Origin of the sequence: Polaromonas sp., assembly GCF_030680935.1 — a bacterium.
In the GTDB taxonomy this organism is placed as follows: Bacteria; Pseudomonadota; Gammaproteobacteria; order Burkholderiales; family Burkholderiaceae_C; genus Polaromonas.
Genome location: NZ_JAUXUP010000042.1, coordinates 40,435 through 57,470, shown reverse-complemented (window position 1 = coordinate 57,470; position 17,036 = coordinate 40,435). Strand labels below are relative to the sequence as shown.

The 17,036-nt window shown below is 62.6% G+C and carries 13 protein-coding genes; 9 read left to right on the top strand and 4 right to left on the bottom strand.

Annotation, left to right across the window (positions count from 1 at the left end):
- Positions 1-198: 198 nt before the first annotated feature.
- The 4 genes from Q8L50_RS11160 to Q8L50_RS11145 form a co-directional block, all read right to left on the bottom strand.
- Complete coding sequence (locus Q8L50_RS11160; RefSeq protein WP_305348744.1) at positions 199-3,372, bottom strand: efflux RND transporter permease subunit; 3,174 nt, start codon at positions 3,370-3,372, stop codon at positions 199-201.
- A complete protein-coding gene (locus tag Q8L50_RS11155) occupies positions 3,369-5,009 on the bottom strand; it encodes an efflux RND transporter periplasmic adaptor subunit (RefSeq protein WP_305348792.1) in 1,641 nt (546 codons plus the stop codon). The genes Q8L50_RS11160 and Q8L50_RS11155 overlap by 4 nt, the downstream gene beginning before the upstream one ends.
- The gene (locus Q8L50_RS11150; protein WP_305348743.1) at positions 5,009-6,346 is read right to left on the bottom strand and encodes a TolC family protein; all 1,338 of its coding nucleotides are present in this window, start codon (positions 6,344-6,346) and stop codon (positions 5,009-5,011) included. Before Q8L50_RS11150 ends, Q8L50_RS11155 begins: the two co-directional genes overlap by 1 nt.
- Before the next feature lie 72 nt (positions 6,347-6,418).
- Positions 6,419-6,823 carry a hypothetical protein gene (locus Q8L50_RS11145; RefSeq protein ID WP_305348742.1) on the bottom strand — a complete coding sequence of 135 codons (405 nt, stop codon included), beginning with the start codon at positions 6,821-6,823 and terminating at the stop codon, positions 6,419-6,421.
- 229 nt (positions 6,824-7,052) lie between these two features.
- Between Q8L50_RS11145 and Q8L50_RS11140 the strand changes: the two genes are divergently transcribed.
- From Q8L50_RS11140 to Q8L50_RS11100, 9 genes are all read left to right on the top strand, one after another.
- Positions 7,053-7,493 carry a hypothetical protein gene (locus Q8L50_RS11140; RefSeq protein WP_305348741.1) on the top strand — a complete coding sequence of 147 codons (441 nt, stop codon included), beginning with the start codon at positions 7,053-7,055 and terminating at the stop codon, positions 7,491-7,493.
- Positions 7,494-7,656: 163 nt separating this feature from the next.
- Entirely contained in the window at positions 7,657-8,103 is a 447-nt protein-coding gene (locus Q8L50_RS11135) for a hypothetical protein (RefSeq protein WP_305348740.1), read from the top strand.
- A gap of 10 nt (positions 8,104-8,113) precedes the next feature.
- Complete coding sequence (locus Q8L50_RS11130; RefSeq protein ID WP_305348739.1) at positions 8,114-9,751, top strand: multicopper oxidase family protein; 1,638 nt, start codon at positions 8,114-8,116, stop codon at positions 9,749-9,751.
- A gap of 46 nt (positions 9,752-9,797) precedes the next feature.
- Positions 9,798-10,082 (top strand): DUF2933 domain-containing protein, encoded by a 285-nt coding sequence (locus Q8L50_RS11125; protein ID WP_305348738.1) that lies wholly within the window; start codon positions 9,798-9,800, stop codon positions 10,080-10,082.
- A complete protein-coding gene (locus Q8L50_RS11120) occupies positions 10,079-10,729 on the top strand; it encodes an isoprenylcysteine carboxylmethyltransferase family protein (protein ID WP_305348737.1) in 651 nt (216 codons plus the stop codon). The genes Q8L50_RS11125 and Q8L50_RS11120 overlap by 4 nt, the downstream gene beginning before the upstream one ends.
- A gap of 52 nt (positions 10,730-10,781) precedes the next feature.
- Positions 10,782-13,166: a cation-translocating P-type ATPase gene (locus Q8L50_RS11115; protein WP_305348736.1), complete on the top strand. Its 2,385-nt coding sequence runs from the start codon at positions 10,782-10,784 to the stop codon at positions 13,164-13,166.
- Between the two features lie 34 nt (positions 13,167-13,200).
- Positions 13,201-14,559 carry an MBL fold metallo-hydrolase gene (locus Q8L50_RS11110; protein ID WP_305348735.1) on the top strand — a complete coding sequence of 453 codons (1,359 nt, stop codon included), beginning with the start codon at positions 13,201-13,203 and terminating at the stop codon, positions 14,557-14,559.
- Positions 14,511-16,067, top strand: coding sequence for a thymidine phosphorylase family protein (locus Q8L50_RS11105; protein WP_370869784.1), 1,557 nt, complete (start codon positions 14,511-14,513; stop codon positions 16,065-16,067). Before Q8L50_RS11110 ends, Q8L50_RS11105 begins: the two co-directional genes overlap by 49 nt.
- The gene (locus Q8L50_RS11100) at positions 16,064-16,951 is read left to right on the top strand and encodes a ribose-phosphate pyrophosphokinase (RefSeq protein WP_305348733.1); all 888 of its coding nucleotides are present in this window, start codon (positions 16,064-16,066) and stop codon (positions 16,949-16,951) included. The genes Q8L50_RS11105 and Q8L50_RS11100 overlap by 4 nt, the downstream gene beginning before the upstream one ends.
- Positions 16,952-17,036 lie beyond the last annotated feature (85 nt).

Genomic DNA, 17,036 nt, shown 5'->3' with positions numbered 1-17,036 from the left:
GTCGAAGGTGCACGACTCTGCGCGGGGGAAGACGTGAGGCGGTCATGGGCGATCGTGGATTGGAGCCTGCCGACGCCACGGGTGCATTTTGCAAAAACAGCGATAACAGGCCGAAGTGTCAGCCTAGCGCAAAAAAGCCATGCTGCGGCTCCGATGCGTGCGCCTGGCGCCCGCGAAACCTTGCGGGCTTGCGCTATGTCAAACAGCCCCGCTCCCTGCGGCCGGCTTGCCTTCTGCCGCGCAGCGCCTGCGCCGGATGAGCAGATACGCGGCTGGCAGCACAAACATCGACAGCAGCGGCGCGGTGATCATGCCCCCGACCATGGGCGCGGCAATTCGCTGCATCACTTCCGAGCCGGTGCCGCTGCCCCACATGATGGGAAACAAGCCGCCCAGGATGACAGCCACTGTCATGGCCTTGGGCCTTACCCTGAGCACTGCGCCTTCGTTGATCGCATCCACCAGGTCGGCGCCCGTGGTCTTGCCTTCTGCGATACGCTTGTCCCAGGCCTGCTTGAGGTAGAGCAGCATGATGACGCCGAACTCGGCCGACACGCCGGCCAGCGCGATGAAACCTACCGCTCCGGCGACCGACAGGTTGTAGCTCAGCAGATAGAGCAACCAGATGCCGCCAATCAGCGCAAAGGGCAGGGTGGTCATGATCAGGAAGGCATCATCAAAACGCTTGAAGGTCAGGTACAGCAGCACAAAAATGATCAGCAGCGTGAACGGCACCACCACCTTGAGTTTGGCCGTGGCCCGCTCCAGAAACTCGAACTGCCCCGACCAGGAAATGGAATACCCCGGCGGCAGCTTGACCTGCGCCGCCACTGCCGCCTGCATGTCCTTGACTGCCGAGCGCAGGTCACGGCCACGGATGTCCACATAGACCCAGCCTGACAGACGGGCGTTTTCGCTGCGCAGCATCGGCGGGCCGTCGGTGATGCGGATGTCGGCCACATCCGACAGCACCAGCCGTGCCCCGCGTTCGCTGACGATGGGCAGCTTGCGCAGCTTGTCCAGCGAGTCGCGGATTTCACGCGGGTAGCGCACGTTGATCGAAAAGCGCTGCAGTCCGATCACCACCTCGCCGTTGCTCCCCCCCAGGTTTTCGCCGCCCACTGCCGAGCTGATCACGGCCTGCACATCGGCGATGTTCATGCCGAAGCGGGCCGCATCGTCGCGCCGGATGTTCACATCCACATAACGCCCCCCGGTCAGGCGCTCGGCCAGGGCGCTGCTGACGCCCGGCACGTCTTTGAGCACGCGTTCGATCTCGCCGGTGGCACGGTCTATGGTTGCCAGGTCCGCACCCGCCACCTTCACACCCACCGGGCTCTTGATGCCGGTGGCCAGCATGTCAATGCGGTTGCGGATGGGCGGCACCCAGATGTTGGCCAGCCCCGGCACCTTGACAATGCGGTCCAGCTCCTCGACCAGTTTGTCCTGCGTCATGCCGGGCCGCCATTCGTCTTTGGGTTTGAACTGAATGGTGGTCTCGAACATCTCCATGGGAGCAGGGTCGGTCGCGGTTTCTGCCCGGCCAGCTTTGCCGTAAACACTGAGCACTTCCGGCACCGTCTTGATCAGGCGGTCGGTCTGCTGCAGCAATTCCGCCGCCTTGCCTGCCGACAGGCCGGGCAGGGCGGATGGCATGTAGAGCAGGTCGCCCTCGTCCAGACGCGGCATGAACTCACCGCCAATATGCTGCAAGGGCCACAGGCTCACGGCCAGCAGCAGCGCGGCGATGCCCAGCGTGAGCTTGGGCCAGTTCAGCACCGCGCCCAGCAGCGGCTGATACAGCCTGATCAACCCCCGGTTCAGCGGGTTGGCCTTTTCGTCGGGAATACGACCGCGAATCAGGTAGCCCATGAGCACCGGAATCAGGGTGACTGACAGGCCGGCCGCCGCCGCCATGGCATACGTCTTGGTAAACGCCAGCGGGGCAAACAGCCGCCCCTCCTGGGCCTCCAGTGTGAACACGGGGATGAAAGACAGCGTGATGATCAGCAGCGAGAAAAACAGCGCTGGGCCGACTTCCGCCGCCGAGTCACCGATCACCTTCCAGCGGGCCTCACCGGCAAGCGTGAGATCAGGATGGTCATGCTTCCACTGCTCCAGGTGTTTGTGCGCGTTTTCTATCATCACCACTGCCGCATCAACCATGGCGCCTATGGCAATGGCAATGCCGCCCAGCGACATGATGTTGGCATTGACGCCCTGGTAATGCATGACGATAAAGGCCGCCAGAATGCCCAGCGGCAGCGAGACAATCGCCACCAGCGCCGAGCGCAGGTGAAACAGGAAGAGCAGGCAGACCAGCGCCACCACCGCAAACTCTTCCAGCAGCTTGAAGCCGAGGTTGTTGATGGCCCGCTCGATCAGACCGGCGCGGTCATACACCGGGACAATTTCCACGCCCTTGGGCAGGCTGCCCTGAAGCTCCTGCAATTTGGCCTTGACGGCTGCAATGGTCTCCAGCGCGTTTTTACCCGAACGCATCACGATCACGCCGCCGGTGGCTTCGCCTTCCCCGTCCAGCTCGCCGATACCGCGCCGCATCTCGGGGCCGAGCTGGATGCGCGCCACATCACCCAGCCGCACCGACACACCCGCATCGGTGGTCATGAGCGGCACCTTGCGAAAGTCGTCCAGATTCTGCAGATAGCCAGAGGCACGCACCATGTATTCGGCCTCGCCCAGCTCCAGCACCGACCCGCCGCTTTCCTGGTTGGCCTTTTGCAGCGCTTCCTGCACCCGGCTCAAAGGGATGCGGTAGGCGGCGAGTTTGTCGGGGTCCAGCACTACCTGGTACTGCCGCACCATGCCGCCTACGGACGCCACCTCGGCCACGTTGGGCACCGTCTTGAGTTCGTACTTCAAAAACCAGTCCTGCAGGGCGCGCAGTTGCGACGCATCCTGCGTGCCGCTGCGGTCAACCAGCGCGTACTGGTAGATCCAGCCCACGCCGGTGGCGTCCGGACCTAGTGAGGCCTTGGCACCGGCGGGCAGGCGTGACTGCACCTGGTTCAAATACTCCAGCACACGCGAACGCGCCCAGTACAAATCGGTGCCGTCTTCGAACAGCACATAGACAAATGAGTCGCCGAAGAAGGAGTAGCCGCGCACCGTCTTGGCGCCTGGTACTGACAACATGGTGGTGGTCAGCGGATAGGTCACCTGGTTTTCCACAATGCGCGGCGCCTGGCCGGGGTAGGTGGTGCGGATGATCACCTGCACATCCGACAGGTCGGGCAGGGCATCCAGCGGCGTTTTCAGCACCGCATAGACACCCCAGGCGCTGATCATCAGCGTGGCCAGCAGCACCAGAAAGCGGTTGATGATGGACCAACGAATCAGGCCCGCGATCATGGCTTGTTGCCCAGGGATTTTGGCGCCGTTGCCGAGGTCATCGGCGTGATGCCGGTCAGTTGCGGCAGGCCCTCGGCGTTCATGTAGAACTCAAAGGTCACCGCATCGCCAGCACGCACATTGCGCGGCAGACCGGTGGCGGGCAGCTTGAAGTCCATGGTCATGGCGCCCCACTTCAGCGAGGCGATTGGCCCGTGGGTGAGTGTCACCGCACTCCCGTCCACGGCATCAACTTTGGCTTCACCCAGATGCCTCGGTGCGGCGCTGGCCGCGGCGCCTGCGCCCGGGTCGTTGAGCCGGGCCTCCACGCCCTTGAGGCTGGCTTCCGAGTCGATCAGGAATTGCGATGACACCACCACCTGCTGGCCCGCTTGCAGCCCCTTGGTGATTTCGGTCTGGCCGCCGCTTTCGATGCCGATCTCGACTTCCACCGGCCGGAAGCGGCCCTCCTTTTCGGCGAGCAACACCACGCTGCGTTTGCCGGTCTGGATCACCGCCTCGGTCGGAATCAGCAGCACCTTGCCAACCCGGCTATCCATCAGCTGCATCTGCACAAACATGCCGGGCACCAGGCGCGCTCCGGGGTTGGCCAGCTCCAGCCTGGCCTTGATGGTGCGTGTGCCGGGGTTGACTTCCGGCAGGATGGCCTGGACCTTGCCGCTAAACGTCATGCCCGGCACCGCCGGGCTTCTGGCCTGCACCCTGGCGCCGGGGCGCAAGGCCGCCGCCTGGCTTTCCGGCACCTCCGCGTTGGCCCAGACGGTAGACAAGCCGTTGATCCGGAACAGAGTCGCGCCGGGCATCACCGTCATGCCTTCCCGTGCGGCCAGCTCGGTGACGACACCGCTTATCGGTGCCACCAGCGTGCTGCGCGCGCTTGGCTTGCCACTGGCCTGCACCGCAGCAATTTGTGTTTCGCTCATGCCGGCCTGGCGCATGCGCTGGCGCGCGCCGTCCACCAGACCTGCCAGGTTGGGACCCTGCATGCGGCTGACGGCAACGTACTCTTCCTGCGCTGCCACCCACTCCGGCACATACAGTTCAGCCAGTGGCTGGCCCTGCACAACGCTGTCCAGCGTGGCCCGCACATGCAGACGCTCCACATAGCCCGCCGCCCTGGCCTGGACGATGACCTGGTCGCGCTCATTGAAGGCGATGCTGCCGACGGCCGCCACCTCGGGCGACAGCGTGCCCTCGGTCACCGGCGCTGTGCGCACGCCCAGGTTTTGCTGGGTACGCGGGCTGACAGTCACCTTGCCCTGGTCGGTGTCGCCGCCGGCGTAGACCGGCACCAGCATCATGTCCATGAAGGGCGACTTGGCCGGTTTGTCGAACTTGTTGCCCGGCACCATGGGGTCGTGGTAGTACAGCACGCGCTGGCCGTTGGCCGGGTCGGTATCACCCGCCTTGATGCCGGCGCTGATGTGCCGCCGCGTCGCGTCTTCACCTTCCGCGATGCCCTGCGGCAATGCTGCGCTTCCCGGTTCTGCGGCAGCGCCTGGGGCGGCAGTTGTGCTTGTTTCTGCGGCCTGCATGCCACGCTGCATGCCCAGGGTGTACAGGCCATAGGCGCCCGCTCCGAGCAGGGCGATCAGGCCTGTGGCCAGCAGCGCCGCGACAAGTTTTTTCTGGGTGATCATGGCTGGCCTTTGAAGAATGTGGTGGCGGTCGCGGCGGGCGCGATGCTGTTGTCGGGTTTCAGGTAATTCAGTTGCGCCCACAGCCGCGCGGTTTCCAGCTCAAGGCTCAAGGTCTGAATGCGCGTGCTGATCTCGTCGCGCCGCGCCGCCAGCACGCTGGCCAGATCGCCTTTACCAATGCGGTAAGCCGTCAGCGCCGCCGCCGAGCGTTGCCCGGCCACGGGAATCATCTGGCCGGTGTAACGCGCAATACGTTCCTTGCCGTTTTGCCAATCATTGATCAGGCTGCGTACCTCGGCCTCGTAGGCACGGCGTGTTTCCTCGTCGTTGGCGCGGGCCTCGTCCACGGCGGCCAGCTTGGCGGCAATATCGCGGTGCTGACGGTTTTTGGGGTCCCACTGCAGGGGGATGGAAACGCCAATCGACACCATGTTGGAATAGGCTGGCCCGCGTTGCTGGTAGGCGGCTTCCACGGTCCAGTCCGACTTCGTGCTGGCCTGGGCCAGCCTGGCCTCTGTTTGCGCCGCCTCCAGCACAGCCGCAGACACGGCCAGTTTGGGGTGCTGCCTGAGCTCTTCGCCGGAAAAGGTGGCGTCAGGGTTGTTGAGGTTGTTGCCCTTCAGGGTTTTCCACTCCGGCGCGCCCGACAGGGGGCGGTTTGCGTCCGCACCAATCCAGCGCACAAGCATCAGGTTGGCGCCTCTGGCCTGACGGTCGATCTGGCTCAGGCGGTCATCGAGCTCAATTTGCGCCGCGCGCGCCGCAAACACGTCGGCCTGGGCACCCCGCCCCTCGCGAAAGGCGATGTCGGCGCTTTGCTCTTGCAGCCGCGTTTCCTCCATCTGTTGCTGCAGCAGCGCGCGCATGGCTTGCGCGTAGTAACGCTCCAGCCAGGCCAGCGCCGTGCCTTGCTGAAGGCCAGCCAGCGCCACTTGTCCTTGTGCCAGAGCGCGTTCGGCGTCACGCTCAAAACGCTCAGCCCTGAGTTGGCGTTTTTCAGCGCGCGGCAGTTCCTGCATCAGCCCGATGCGGCGCATGGTCATGAAGTCGCGGCCCAGACTCAGCCGGTCGGGGCCGGAGGCAGGCAGGTTGTCAATGCCGAGCTTGAGGACCGGGTCCGGCAACTGGCCGGCCGACACCGCCATCTCGCGTGCTGCTCTTGAGGAGGCGTTCTGCGCAAGCAATTGCCCGGAGCGGGCGGCAGCAAGTTTTTGCGCCTCCTGCAAAGACAAGGGTTCGGTGGCCCGGAGCGACCCCGTGGCAGGAGCCAGCAAGGTGGCCGCGAGCAGACTCCGAATCAGACGCGCCCGACAAGTAGTGGAAAAAACAGACATGAAACCTCCAGACAACATGGAAACCGCCCGGGCGCAACACGCGCCAGGACAGAAAACAGGAAGCAGGAGGATTTAAAGGCGCAAGCAGCAGTGGCGCAATGCCACCGAAGGCCCGCTGGCTCGACCCGGCGGGGGTGTCTCTCCGGACGAGGCAAGGGCCTGCAAATGCACGCGCAGCAGCGGGTAGTTGCTGGCAGCTGCGGCCAGCGCTTGTTGGGCGGGGAGCTCGTATTTGTCCGCGGTTTGCTGGTCCGATTTGCAATGAGCGGCGCACAGACCGGGCTGCTCCTCGTCCGAGGCCAGCGTCATCGACTCTGCACAGGGCATGCCCGGTGCTTTCATGTCGGGGGGCTGCGCCGATGCCCTGGCGGACAGGCCAGCCGGGCAGGCATAGGCGGCCAATGCCAGTTGCATGAACAGCAGGTTCACCAGCGCGAACAGCACGATGGTAAAACGCTTGCGTCGGTTCCAGATCATGGGGACAGGTTGAAAACGGGTGGTTGCAGGATGCAAGGGTTGACGAGCAGTTTAAACCCATGGAGTGCCGCGCAGGCGGAAAGTTCAAAAGCAAGCTTGGGCACACAGCAAGCGTTTCGCTGTCTTCAGGCCCTATCCACGGCTGGCATCCATACGGCCTTGGTTGACAAAGATCAACAGACGTCCGCAGGTCGCTGGATAGCATGAATCATTCTCCGCTCATATCCCCATGAAACTTCTTTCCAGTACCTGTGCCAAACGCCACACCGCATTTCTGGTGTTGTTGCTGTGGGTATTTGCATTGGCTTCCGGTGTCGCCAATGCCTGTTTGCTGGAAGTGCGCGGGACCCATGGGCATCTGGCGGCTGTTGGCTCTGAAGCAGCAGCGGCGCCAGTTGTATCGGCCGGCCATGCCGGAGCCGTGGCCCACCATGACGATGACGCGGATAGCTCCCTAGCCCCGTGCCAGAAGGCGTGTGAGGATGTTGCGAAATCTCCGCACCGGCAGGATTTGACGACTGCGCAGGCAGACCCTGGGCCAATGTCCCTTGTTTCCATCCTCTGGACCGCAGCAACACCTGTGGTTCCAGCGCTGGTCCGGCTGGATCGGATGCAACCGCTGGCCTCCGAGCGGCCTATCCGGCTCCGTTACTCACGACTGGCGCTCTAGCCGGGCGCCAAAGTCGGCGCGCAATTTCGGGCGCACCGACTGTGCCCCTCCCCGTCCATCCGGGTAAATGCGTCGAGCCAAAGGTGGCAACCGGTGCCACCACACGCGCCCCCTGACGCCTTAGAACCCGCTGTATTTCCTATTCACCCACCAGGAGTCTTTCATGACCAACTTTCGATTTATTCCCCTTGCCATTGCCCTGACCGCTGCCACCACCCTGGTAGCCTGCAATACCGCCCCGTCGATGCCCATGCCAATGGCTATGGCCGCTACGCCCGGCACTGCACCGCCTGATCACCTGGCACATATGGACACGCAGATCAAGAGCATGCAGGCCATGCACGACAAGATGATGAGCGCCAAAACTCCGGAAGAGCGCAACAAGCTGATGGCCGAACACATGAAGTCCATGCAGGACGGCATGAAGATGATGGAGGGCATGGCCGGCGCTGGTATGGGCGACATGAAGGGAAAGGGCGATATGAAAGGCATGACGGGAATGACCGGCGACATGGGCGCGCGTCATCAGATGATGGAAAAGCGCATGGAGATGATGCAGACCATGATGAAAATGATGATGGACCGGATGCCGGCTGCGCCAGCGCGCTAAGGGGAACAGCATGTTGCAAAGAAGACAGCTGTTTCAGTTTGCCGGCGTAGCCGCCGTGGCCGCTGCCGGCGGCGCCGCCTGGATGTATTACGGATCGGGGCGCTCCACCGCGCTGGCAGGCGGGCCGTTTCGCCACTACCCGTTTGATCCGGTGGCCGCTGAGAATTTCCAGCAAAAGCTGTTCATCCCCGTCGGCAGCGGGCCATTTGGCGTGCTTGATGTCGCCGGGCCCCTGAAAATCCGCGCCGCTGCGGCCAGCTTTCCTCTTCTGCCAGGTCGCGAATCACCGTTCCTGCTGTACCAGACGGAACAGGCGGGCAAGGCCTACCAGAACCCCATCCTGCGCATCGAGAGCGGCGCGCGCTTCACGGCCAGCCTGGACAACGCGCTTAAGGAGCCGACCATCATCCACTGGCACGGCCTGCACACGCCCGCCGCCATGGACGGCCATCCGGCCAGCACCATCGGCCCCGGCGGGCGTTACGACTACGACTTCACGGTGCGCAACCGCGGCGGCACCTACTGGTACCACACCCACGCGCACGAGCTGACCGCCGAGCAAGCTTACAACGGCCTTGCGAGTTTCTTCCTGGTGGACGACGACGACCAGCGCCGAGTCAGCAAAGCACTTGACTTGCAACTCGGCGTCACCGACTTGCCCCTGGTCATCCAGGACAAGCAGTTCGACGCGCAGGGCAAGCTGTTGTACAAGCCCAGTGTCCATGAGGCGATGATGGGCTGGCTCGGCGACATCGTGCTCGCCAACCTGACGCCCAATGCGGTGCAGGCCGTCACCCCGCGCAGCTACCGCCTGCGGCTGCTCAACGGCTCGAACGCGCGCATCTACCGGCTCGCCTTCGTCAAGGGCAAGACAGCGCTGAACTTCACCGTCATCGGCACCGACGGCGGCCTGATCGAGCTGCCGGAAACGGTGAGCGAAGCCTTTCTCGCACCGGGTGAGCGACTTGATGTGTTGTTCGACGCGGGTCAGGCACAGCCTGGGGAAGACATTTTTCTCAAAAGCCTGGCGTTCGATGCGATGGAAAACGAAGGACCTGCTGGCGGCATGGGCGGCATGGGCATGGGGCAGATGATGGCCGCCATGAGTTCGTCACGGCTGCCGCTGGGCGCGGAGTTCAACGTGTTGAAGCTGTCGGTGACGGCGGGCGAACGCGTCGTCGCCAACTTGCCAGCCACGCTTTCTCAGGTCAAGCCGATCCGGACCGAAGGTGCCGCACAGCGCAAGATCGAACTGTCCATGGGTCAAATGCGTTTTCTGATCAACGGACGCACCTTCAAAATGGATGAGATTGCGTTTGATGTCAAACGCGGCGCAGTGGAAATATGGAGCATCAGCAACCCGGCGCTGGGCATGCCGCACCCGATGCACATCCACGGTTTTTCGTTTCAGGTGCTTGAACGGCTGAACAGCCCGCCACAGGTCGCGTCCACGGCGCGCTTCGGCCAGGGCCGCACTGTGAGTGACCTCGGCTGGAAAGACACCGTGCTGGTCTGGCCCGGCGAAACGGTGCGGGTGGCGATCGACTTTGCACACGACTACCCCGGCGACCAGACCTATGTGTTTCATTGTCACAACCTGGAGCATGAAGACGCCGGAATGATGATTAACTTTCGCGTGCAGGCGTGAGAGTTGGCACGCTGGTTTTCAGGCTGCCCAACCTCTGGAGATTCAAATGAACAACGACCACACGTCCGAGCCCGGACACGTCGCCCCACAGCCATTCTGGCGCTCCCGATACGCATGGGGTTTGCTGGTGTTTGGCGCCATTGCCGCCTATTTTTTATTGAGCGAGCACCGCGCCCATTTCTTTGGAGCGCTGCCGTTCCTGTTGCTGCTCGCCTGCCCGCTGATGCATGTGTTCATGCATGGTGGCCATGGCGGACACCACGGCGGCAACAAACCGGATGCGACCCCTCCCGTGGGTCCGCCGAAATCCCCCACCAGAGAACAACCATGACAAATGACACCTCTGCGTACGGGCTCTGGACGCTCGTTGTCCTCAATTCAGCGATCTTTCTGATGTTTGCCTTCAGCTTCTTCAAGCCGCAGACCGCGCGCGACTGGCGTACCTTCGGAGCGTTTGCGGGCTTTGTCGTCGCGCTGTTCGTCGAAATGTATGGCTTTCCGCTAAGCATTTACCTGATGTCGGGCTGGCTGCAGACCAAATTTCCGGGCCTCGATCTGCTGTCCCACAACTCCGGTCACTTGTGGTCAACGCTTCTTGGCGAGAAGGGAGATCCGCACTTCAGTCCGCTGCACATCGCCAGTTATGCCTTCCTCGGCTTCGGCTTCTATCTGTTGTCCAGCGCCTGGAACGTGCTGTACCACGCGCAGCGCAAGGGCATCCTGGCCACGAGCGGGGCCTATGCGCGCATTCGCCATCCGCAATACGTGGCCTTCGTGCTCATCCTGCTGGGCTTTTTGCTGCAATGGCCGACGCTGCTTACCTTGTTGATGTTCCCGGTCCTGCTGCTGATGTATGGACGGCTTGCCATCACCGAGGAAAAGCAGATGCGCGAGCAGTTTGGCGCCGAGTTTGAAGCCTACGCAGCGCGCACGCCTCGTTTTTTGCCTTCGTTCAAACAAGCAGCTTCAGTCGCCTGAAAACCATTGGCCTCACTGTTCAGCCCGCTGATACCACTTGGAAGGAACCGTCTTGAAAACCAGCACCATCGAAGTCGCCGAGTTGATCTCTACCCTGAGCGCGGTTGGTGTCGAGCGCCAGCTCGGAACGCTGGCTGGCGTTCACCATGCGGACGTGAACTACGTTGCTGGCAGCGCCACCGTGCACTATGACGAAACCAAAGTCACGCTGGAAGCCATCCGCAAACGCGTGAACGACTGCGGCTACCACTGCCGCGGTGAACTCCTGCCCACACATGTCTGTAACACCGCCGGGCATACAGCCGGCACGGAGAGTCACGCAGGCCACGGGGAACATCGCGCCCATGCAACCGCGGGCGGCTCGGCATCGCAAGACAAAGCCGACATGATGCACGACATGGGCCATGCCCCGGGTATGTCCATGCAGGACATGGCGCGCGATATGCGCAACCGCTTTCTGGTGGCCCTGGTATTTGCGATTCCAGTCTTCCTGTATTCCCCGATGGGTGAGATGTTTGGCGATTTTCCTGCGCCCTTCGGACTGGACCGCAAGCTCTTTCTGTTTATCGCCGCCACCGGCGCTATCGCCTATCCGGGTTGGCCGTTTCTGGTCGCCGCCTGGCGGTCGGCCCGGAACAAAGTCGCCAACATGGCGACGCTGGTCGTGCTCTCGGTCGGCACGGGCTACATCTTCAGCGTCGGTGCCACCTTCTTTTACGAGGGCGAAGTGTTTTACGAAGCATCGGCTGTGCTTCTGGTGTTCATTCTTCTGGGCCACTGGCTTGAAATGCGGGCCCGTGCGGGCGCCTCGGACGCGATCCGCGCGTTGATGGACCTGGCCCCGCCCCTGGCCACGGTGGTGCGCGATGGCGCAGAGATCAAGGTGCCCACCTCGGAGGTGCTGGCCGGAGAGATCGTCGTCATCAAACCAGGGGACAAGATTCCAGTCGATGGCGAAATCACTGAAGGCAGCTCGCAAGTGGACGAGTCCATGCTGACAGGCGAATCGATGCCGGTCAAAAAAGTCACCGGTGACCCGGTGATAGGCGCCACCATCAACAAAAGCGGAAGCTTTCGCTACAAGGCGACCAAGGTGGGGGCCGACACGGCCCTGGCGCAAATCGTCAAGCTGGTTCAGGAGGCGCAGAACTCCAAGGCGCCAGGGCAGCTGCTGGCGGATCGTGCGTCGCAGTGGCTGGTATTGGCCGCTATCGTCATCGGTTTGTTGACTTTCAGTGTGTGGTTCTGGGTACTGGGGGAGACCTTGCTGTTTGCCCTGACACTCACCATCACAGTATTTGTGATCGCCTGCCCCGACGCGCTCGGGCTGGCAACCCCCATGGCCATCATGGTGGGAACCGGCTTGGGTGCGATGAACGGCATATTGTTCAAAAATGCTTCCGCGCTGGAAAACGCCACCAAGCTGACTGTCATCGTCTTCGACAAGACCGGCACGCTCACACTGGGGCAGCCGGATGTGGTCGAGATGGTGACGGCCCCAGGCATCAGCGAAGCACAGTTGCTCGCTACCGCTGCGGCTGTCGAAAAGTTTTCCGAGCATCCTCTGGCGCATGCGATTCTCAAGCGGGTGGGTATTGCCGCCGTGGAGATTGCCACGGACTTCGCCAACATTGATGGGCAGGGTGCCCGGGCCAGCATTGGAGCAGATAACGTCTTGCTCGGCAACCGCAAACTGATGCAGTCAGAAAATATCAGCCTCGATGCGCTGTCGTCTGAGGCTATGCGGTTGGAAAGTGGCGGACGCACTGCCGTGCATGTGGCCCGCGCTGGCAAGCTTATCGGCCTTATCGCCATTGCAGACGCGGTGCGGCCGACGTCCAAGGCAACAATCGCCAAGCTGCAAGAGCGCGGCGTCAAAGTCGCGATGATGACTGGCGACAACCAGGCAACGGCCGATCGTATCGGCAAGGAGCTTGGCATAGACATAGTGCTGGCTGAAGTCCTGCCCGGTCAGAAAGCGGAAAAGATCAAGGAGCTGCAGGATCAGGGAAACAAGGTGGGCATGGTCGGCGACGGCATCAACGATGCGCCCGCGTTGACCCAGGCGGATGTGGGCTTTGCCATCGGCGCAGGTACCGACGTGGCCATGGAGAGTGCTCAGGTGGTGCTGATGAAAAGCGACCCCTACCACGTCGTCGGTGCCATCGAGCTGTCGCGTGCCACGCTGCGCAAGATGCACGAAAACCTGTGGTGGGCCGTGGCCTACAACGTCATTGCATTTCCGGTGGCCGCGGGCATTTTCTATCCCTTCACTCTTTCCCCGGAGATTGCGGCGCTGTCGATGTCGGGCAGTTCCGCGTTGGTGGCGCTCAACGCTCTGATGCTAAAGCGCACCAAGCTGGCGGGCATCAAGCTTGCGCGAATCGAAAACGCATCTGCTGCAGCCACACCAGCGGCATCGGGAGCATCGGCATGAACCAACGCATCAACCTCTCACCAGAAAGGTGCTCATGAAACTCGCATTTCTGGGTGCCGCCGGCACCGTCACCGGGTCAAAAACTCTGGTCACGCAGGAAGGCAAGCAGTTGCTCGTCGATTGCGGCCTGTTTCAGGGTTACAAGAACTTGCGCTCGATGAACTGGGAAGACTTCCCTTTTGATCCGAAGCAACTCGATGCCGTCGTTCTGACGCACGCCCACCTGGACCATTCGGGGGCCTTGCCACTGTTGGTCAAGCGGGGATTTCGCGGCCCGGTGTTCGCCACGCCGTCCACGATCGAGGTTTGCGGAGTTTTGCTGCCAGACAGCGGGCGGCTTCAGGAAGAAGACGCGGAGTATGCGGGCCGCCGCGAGCGCTCCAGGCACCACCCGCCACTGCCGCTTTACACCGAAGAGGATGCCAAACGGGCCCTGCGCCAGCTCAGGCCTCTGCCTTTTGAGGAGCGCTCTGACAGCATCGCGGGCATGCAGTTGCGCTTGCGGCCTGCGGGCCACATTCTGGGCGCCAGCTCGGTTGAGTTGACGGCGGGGGACACCACGGTGTTGTTTTCGGGTGATCTGGGGCGCCCCGACGATCTCATCATGCGCGCGCCTGCGCCGATTGAACGGGCCGACTACATCGTGGCCGAATCGACTTACGGTGACCGTCTTCACGAAGCGTCGAATGCCGAACTGCTGCTGGGCCAGGTGATTCAGCGTACAGCGGCGCGCGGCGGCATCGTGGTGATTCCTGCGTTCGCCGTTGGACGGGCGCAGTCGCTGCTGCATGCGATTTACCGCTTGAAGCAGCGCTCGGAAATTCCCGATCTGCCCATCTATTTGAACAGCCCGATGGCCATCGACATGACCGACATCTATCACCGGCATCGTGCGGAGCACAGGCTGTCGATAGAAGAATGCATCGGGATGGCCCGGGTCGCCACGATGGTTCGAACGCCCGATGAGTCGCGCGCTCTGGTGGCCCGGCGCCAGCCGGCCGTCATCGTGTCGGCCAGTGGTATGGCCACCGGGGGGAGGGTGCTGCATCATCTGAAAGCGCTGGCGCCCCATTCGCGCAACACCATCGTGTTTGCGGGGTTTCAGGCCGGCGGTACACGTGGCGGCAGGATCGTCGCCGGTGAAAGCAGCATCCGCATTCACGGTGAGGACGTGGCGATCAATGCAGAGGTTGTCTCCCTGCCCGGCATGTCGGCCCATGCCGATGCCGAGCAGATCGTGCAGTGGCTAAAAACAGCGCCCAAGGCGCCCAAGGGCATCTACCTCAACCATGGCGAACCAGGACCGGCGGACGCACTGCGGCAACGCATCGAGCGTGAGCTCGAATGGCCTGCAAGCGTGCCTCGGCTGGGACAGGCGGTGGAGATTTTGTGATCGAGGTGACCGGGCTTCGCTTGCGACCGCTGGGGATAGACACGCTTCAGGAATTTGTGATCTACATGCGGCGCGACTGCCACGTCTGCAGGGCAGAAGGCTTTGAGGCGCAGACACGGGTCGAAGTCACCCTGGGAGACCGTCAGATCATTGCAAAGATCAACGTTGTGGGGTTTGAACTGCTGGCGCAGGAGGAGGTCAGCCTGTCAACCAGCGCCTGGCGAGCGCTGGGCGCTGCGCCAGGCGATACCGTGTGGGTGATGCACGCGCCACCGCTTGACTCGCTAAGCGCGATGCGTGCCAAAATTTACGGACACCGGCTTGAGGGGTCTCAATTCAACGCCATCCTGGGCGATGTCGCTGCGGGCCGTTACTCGGACTTGCACATCGCAGCCTTCCTCACCGCCTGCGCCGGTGGACGAATGGATGTACAGGAAACCATTGACCTGACGCGGGCGATGGTCGACGTGGGGGATCGCATTGACTGGGGACGGGTACCCATTGCCGACAAGCATTGCGTTGGCGGCCTGCCGGGCAACCGTACGACGCCTATCGTGGTGGCCATTGCGGTGGCTGCGGGGCTGACCATGCCCAAAACCTCATCACGCGCCATCACCTCGCCTGCCGGCACGGCCGATGTGATGGAGACGCTGACCCGCGTCGAGCTCGATGTACCGGCGATGCGGCGCGTCGTCGAGCGCGAGGGTGGCTGCTTTGTCTGGGGTGGCGCGCTAACCTTGAGTCCGGCTGATGACCTGCTGATTCGGGTCGCCCGTCCGCTCGATCTTGACAGCGACTCACAGCTCGTCGCATCGATACTTTCAAAAAAGATTGCCGCAGGGGCGACGCATGTTCTGATCGATATCCCGGTCGGGTCGACCGCCAAGGTACGAAGCGACCATGACGCTGATCGCCTGGAGGTGCTGCTGGAACAGGTGGCGGCCGCCAATGACTTGCAACTGCGCATCCTGCGCACGCGTGGCTCACAGCCGGTGGGGCGAGGTGTCGGCCCCGCGCTTGAAGCGCATGACGTACTGGCGGTGTTACGCGGTGCTGCTTCGGCCCCGGTGGATCTTCGCATGCGGTCTCTGGTGCTGTCCGGTGAACTTCTGGAGTTCTGTGGGCATAGCATGCCCGGTGCTGGCATGTCGGATGCGGGCCGACTGCTCGACAGCGGCGCGGCATGGACGAAGTTTCAGGCGATCTGCGAGGCTCAGGGTGGATTGCGGGAGCCGGGCGTGGCCCCTTTACGTGATGTGGTGATGGCGGAGCAAGACGGCTACGTCTCCCACATCGACAACCGGCGCCTCTCGCGCGTCGCCAAACTTGCGGGGGCGCCCAGCGCGAGTACGGCGGGGATTGATCTTCACGTGAAGCTGGGTGACCACGTACGCCGTGCCATGCCGCTGTTCACCCTGCATGCAGAGGCGGCCGGCGAGCTGACCTACGCCATGCGATATCTTGAGACTCACCCTGTCATTACCCTGGCCGATAAGGTGCCAGCATGAAACCGGTGGCCATCGCCATGCCCGGCAATGAACGCCTCACCGATGAGCTGGCGGCCGAACTCGGCCTGGAGCGCGGCGCGGCCACGGTGCGGCGGTTTCCTGATGGAGAGTCCCATGTGCGAGTCGAGACAGCCGTCGAGGGAAGGCACGCGATCATTGTGTGCACACTGGATAGGCCGGATGACAAACTGGTGCCGCTCCTGCTTCTGGCATGCGCCATCCGCGAAGCTGGGGCGGTATCGGTCGGCTTGGTGGCTCCATACCTGGCCTACATGCGTCAGGATCGGCAGTTTCACGCGGGTGAGACGATCAGCGCGCAGCATGTAGCGGCGTGGATCTCACGCCATGTGGACTGGTTGGTCACTGTAGATCCTCATTTGCACCGCATTGCGGATTTATCGCAGGTTTACAGTATTCCTTCGCGGGTGACACATGCGGCAGAGGGCGTCGCAAGCTGGGTACGGCTGCATGTAAGCCAACCGCTTTTGATTGGGCCGGACGAGGAAAGCGCCCAGTGGGTAAGGGATGTGGCGCAGCGCGCGGAAGTGCCTTTCATCATATTGGCAAAGACCCGGCGAGGCGATCGTGATGTCGAAGTGTCCGTCCCTGAGGTTGATCGCTGGCGCTCGCACACGCCAGTGCTGGTGGACGACATCGTTTCGACCGCCCGGACCATGATCGAAACCGTTGGGCATCTACGCCGTATCGGTCTGGCCGCACCCGTGTGCGTGGCCGTGCATGCTGTGTTCGCACAAACGGCTTTTGAGGATCTGCATGCAGCCGGTGCGGCTGACATAGTGAGCTGCGACACGATTTCTCACCCGTCCAATCGCATCGGACTGGCCTCCGCCATTGCATCCAGCGTGCGCGAGTTGCTGCCATGAAGCCGGGCACGGACCAGAGTGCGCTTGAAATACTCGAAAAAGTTTATGCCAGCGGAAAAATCGACCGCGAAGAGTTCCTCCGGAA

Bases quoted from the DNA above. Each gene is read 5' to 3' on its own strand.
- Q8L50_RS11160 (WP_305348744.1), bottom strand. From the start codon at position 3,372: ATGATCGCGGGCCTGATTCGTTGGTCCATCATCAACCGCTTTCTGGTG.
- Q8L50_RS11150 (WP_305348743.1), bottom strand. From the start codon at position 6,346: ATGTCTGTTTTTTCCACTACTTGTCGGGCGCGTCTGATTCGGAGTCTG.
- Q8L50_RS11145 (WP_305348742.1), bottom strand. From the start codon at position 6,823: ATGATCTGGAACCGACGCAAGCGTTTTACCATCGTGCTGTTCGCGCTG.
- Q8L50_RS11140 (WP_305348741.1), top strand. From the start codon at position 7,053: ATGAAACTTCTTTCCAGTACCTGTGCCAAACGCCACACCGCATTTCTG.
- Q8L50_RS11135 (WP_305348740.1), top strand. From the start codon at position 7,657: ATGACCAACTTTCGATTTATTCCCCTTGCCATTGCCCTGACCGCTGCC.
- Q8L50_RS11130 (WP_305348739.1), top strand. From the start codon at position 8,114: ATGTTGCAAAGAAGACAGCTGTTTCAGTTTGCCGGCGTAGCCGCCGTG.
- Q8L50_RS11125 (WP_305348738.1), top strand. From the start codon at position 9,798: ATGAACAACGACCACACGTCCGAGCCCGGACACGTCGCCCCACAGCCA.
- Q8L50_RS11120 (WP_305348737.1), top strand. From the start codon at position 10,079: ATGACAAATGACACCTCTGCGTACGGGCTCTGGACGCTCGTTGTCCTC.
- Q8L50_RS11110 (WP_305348735.1), top strand. From the start codon at position 13,201: ATGAAACTCGCATTTCTGGGTGCCGCCGGCACCGTCACCGGGTCAAAA.
- Q8L50_RS11105 (WP_370869784.1), top strand. From the start codon at position 14,511: ATGGCCTGCAAGCGTGCCTCGGCTGGGACAGGCGGTGGAGATTTTGTG.
- Q8L50_RS11100 (WP_305348733.1), top strand. From the start codon at position 16,064: ATGAAACCGGTGGCCATCGCCATGCCCGGCAATGAACGCCTCACCGAT.